The following is a 3,393-nucleotide window of genomic DNA, read 5'->3' as shown; positions in this document are numbered from 1 at the left end:
CCTCTTTTATTCATTTGCTAATTAAAACTTACTCGCAACTTGATATGTGATGAATGAAAAGATGTAGGCTAATGCAAACAAATAAGTTGCCATAATGATGGGCTGTTTCCAGCTGCCAGTTTCTCGTCTAATTGTTGCTAACGTAGCAAGACAATGGGGAGCAAAAATAAACCATACCAATAATGATAAACCTGTGGCTAACCCCCATCCATCCGGGCCTGAAATTTGACTTAACAGACTTTGAGTTACTGTATCTTCATCACCTGACATCGCATAAATCACCCCAAGAGCAGCAATTACAACTTCCCTTGCTGCCATAGCAGGAATGAGTGCAATACATATTTCCCATGTAAACCCAATAGGCGCAAATATAGGATGAATTAAATGTCCTAACTGACCAGCTAAACTATAGTTAATGGCCGGCATGCTTGCATTATCTGGTGGTTGAGGGAAAGTAACAAGTACCCATAACAGGATAGACAGTGCCACGATAATGCCACCAACTCGTTTTAAGAAAATGCTCGCTCTATCATACAAACCTAATGCAATGTTTCTAATATCTGGAATTCGATAGGTAGGAAGTTCAAAAATAAAAATACTTTCAGTTTTATCTTTACGAACTAATTTCAGAAAGAGTGAAACTAATAACGCAGATACTATTCCCGACATATAAAGACCAAAAAGGACCAATCCTTGCAGACTTAACCAGCCATAGATCAATTGGTTTGGAATAAAGGCAGCGATTAATAAAGCATATACTGGCAATCTTGCTGAACAGGTCATCAAGGGTGCAATCATAATTGTCGCTAATCGATCCCGTTCAGAGCTAATGCTTCTGGTTGCCATAATTCCGGGAATAGCGCAGGCAAAGCTAGATAGCAAAGGAATAAATGAACGCCCACTAAGGCCTGCTTTAGACATTAATTTATCTAACAGAAATGCTGCCCGTGGCAAGTAGCCTGATTCTTCGAGCATTAAAATGAAGAAGAATAAAATCAGAATTTGGGGCATATATGCAAGTACGCTACCTGCACCAGCAATTACGCCATCAACGACTAAGCTTCTTAATAATGGATGCTGAATGAGGGGGCCAATAGAATCACTAAGCCAGACCACAAAATTTTCAATGAATTCAATAAATGGTGTGGCCCATATAAATACCGCTTGGAACATCACAAACATGGTTAAAGCTAAGATTACCAAACCCAGTACAGGATGTAGAAAAATCTTATCTAGAAACGCAGTTCTTTTGTCACCACTGTCATTATTTAAAATGACTTGTTTGGTGATTTGCTTGATCTGTTCAAAGTGATCTAATTCAGAATGATAAGGGGCAACAAAAAGATTTTTTTGATCTAACTGATTAATTAAATCTTGAATCCCTTTAGTTTTGACAGCGACAGATTCAACTACAGGGATACCTAACGATTGAGAGAGCTTATCCTTATCAATGGATATACCACGCTTCTTGACCTCATCCATCATGTTTAATACAAGAAGCATAGGCCTGTTTAGAGCACGAACTTCAAGAACTAAGCTCAAATGTAAGCTGAGATTTGTGGCATCTACAACGCATACAAATATGTCAGGTAAAACTTCACCTTTTAGCTCACCAAAACAAACTGCTCTAGTGACTTCTTCATCTAAACTGCTAGGTTTTAAACTATAAGTTCCGGGTAAGTCTAATACTCGTACTGTATCACCAGAAGGTAATTTAAAAGAACCTTCCTTTCTTTCAACAGTAACCCCAGCATAGTTGGCAACTTTTTGACGAGTACCTGTAAGGGTGTTAAAAAGTGAAGTTTTACCGCAATTGGGATTACCAATAAGTGCAATATTTTTAGTGTTCATTGATGATCTCTACAAAAATGCGTTCAGCTTCGTTCTTTCTTAAAGCAAATCTTGAAGTTTCAATTTGAACTAATACAGGGTCTCCACCAAAAAGACCTTTAGCGAGTACTTGTAGAGACTCACCCACTCTAAAACCTAGTAGTTGGAGTCGTTCCAATACGGGATCAGTGGTATGACTGTATTGATTACCTTTTTTTAGATCGATGATTTTGACAATCTGATTTTGTTTAACTTCAAATAGATTCATTTTTAGTACTCTCATTTCAATGCCAAAATTTTTCGTGCACCATTGAGTACGAATAAAGAAACCAGTATGCCAATGATTAAGTCTGGGTAAGCTGATCCGGTCCACGCCACGAGTACACCGGCAAATATAACGCCCATATTTACGACAACGTCATTCGCCGAGAAAATCCAACTGGCTTTCATATGTGCGCCATCTTCTCGATGACCAGAAATAAGATATAAGCATGTCACGTTAGCTATAAGTGCGAGCAGGCCAATAACAATCATGAGCGTTGATTCTGGCTCGCTTCCAAACATGAATCGTCTAATGACATCAATAATCACGATGACAGCAAGTAATAACTGAATCCAACCTGCGAAATGGGCTGCTTTCACTTGATATTTCGCAGCTTTTCCGACGGCATATAGCGCAATACCATAAACGGCTGCATCGGCAAACATATCTAGAGAATCAGCAATCAATCCTGTAGACGCAGCAATAATTCCGCTGATGAATTCTATAAAGAAAAGTAGAGCATTAATGCCTAATAACAGTTTAAGTACTTTAGCTTGTCTCACAGGATCAGGTTCATTAGGTATATCGCCTGAAGAAAGCTGTGTTTCATCAAGTTTCGCCCCAAAACCCAGTCCTTCAAGTTTGGCCGTAATTTGCTGACTCCCTTCATTATGGAAGACTTTCAGTTTTCGATTGGGAAGATCAAAAGTAAGACCTTTAACTGCTTCAATATCTGCAAGAGCCATACGGACCATTTGCTCTTCAGCAGAGCAATCCATTTTAGGAATGGTATAGGTACTTGTTTGCTTAGCTTGTTGATTGCTTATATAAGTTTCAGTCTTCACAAGCTTTGCACCAAAACCCAAAGCTTCAAGTTTGGTAGTTATATTTTCATCTTTTTGATTATGTAGAACCTTTAAAGACCGGTTAGGTAAATCAAAGATGAGTTTTTGAACACCATCAATTGAAGATAGCGCCATACGAACCATCTGTTCTTCCGCAGAACAATCCATTTTGGGAACTAAGTATTCACTCATGTAGTGCGAATCTTTTAAAACGTCTTCAGTGCTTAAATTTTCTTTGGGATCAGAACCACAACAGGATTGAGCGGTATCTTCACAACTGTTTGAAGTGTTACAGCAAGGAGATGAAGATTTTTTTTCTTCCTCTTCACCACAACAGCTAAGCGTATTATCACAATTCTTTGAATTGTTTGCTTCTGCAATTGATGGATGATTTTCTTGTTGAGATTTCTTATCTTCGCATGGTGTTTCTTTACTACATCCACAACCACTCATAAT

General features: G+C 38.4%; 3 protein-coding genes. All 3 read right to left on the bottom strand.

Features of this window, described 5'->3' with window-relative positions:
- Positions 1-21: 21 nt before the first annotated feature.
- The 3 genes from GBI16_RS17775 to GBI16_RS17765 are packed head-to-tail and all read right to left on the bottom strand — an operon-like array spanning position 22 to position 3,390.
- Positions 22-1,851: a ferrous iron transporter B gene (locus GBI16_RS17775; protein ID WP_151707588.1), complete on the bottom strand. Its 1,830-nt coding sequence runs from the start codon at positions 1,849-1,851 to the stop codon at positions 22-24.
- Complete coding sequence (locus tag GBI16_RS17770; protein WP_005401419.1) at positions 1,841-2,098, bottom strand: FeoA family protein; 258 nt, start codon at positions 2,096-2,098, stop codon at positions 1,841-1,843. The genes GBI16_RS17775 and GBI16_RS17770 overlap by 11 nt, the downstream gene beginning before the upstream one ends.
- A gap of 11 nt (positions 2,099-2,109) precedes the next feature.
- Complete coding sequence (locus GBI16_RS17765; RefSeq protein WP_005253114.1) at positions 2,110-3,390, bottom strand: cation transporter; 1,281 nt, start codon at positions 3,388-3,390, stop codon at positions 2,110-2,112.
- Positions 3,391-3,393 lie beyond the last annotated feature (3 nt).

The organism is Acinetobacter sp. TUM15064, from assembly GCF_008980265.1.
GTDB lineage: Bacteria > Pseudomonadota > Gammaproteobacteria > Pseudomonadales > Moraxellaceae > Acinetobacter.
The sequence above is the reverse complement of the archived record's forward strand: the minus strand, read 5'-3'. Positions and strand labels throughout refer to the sequence as shown.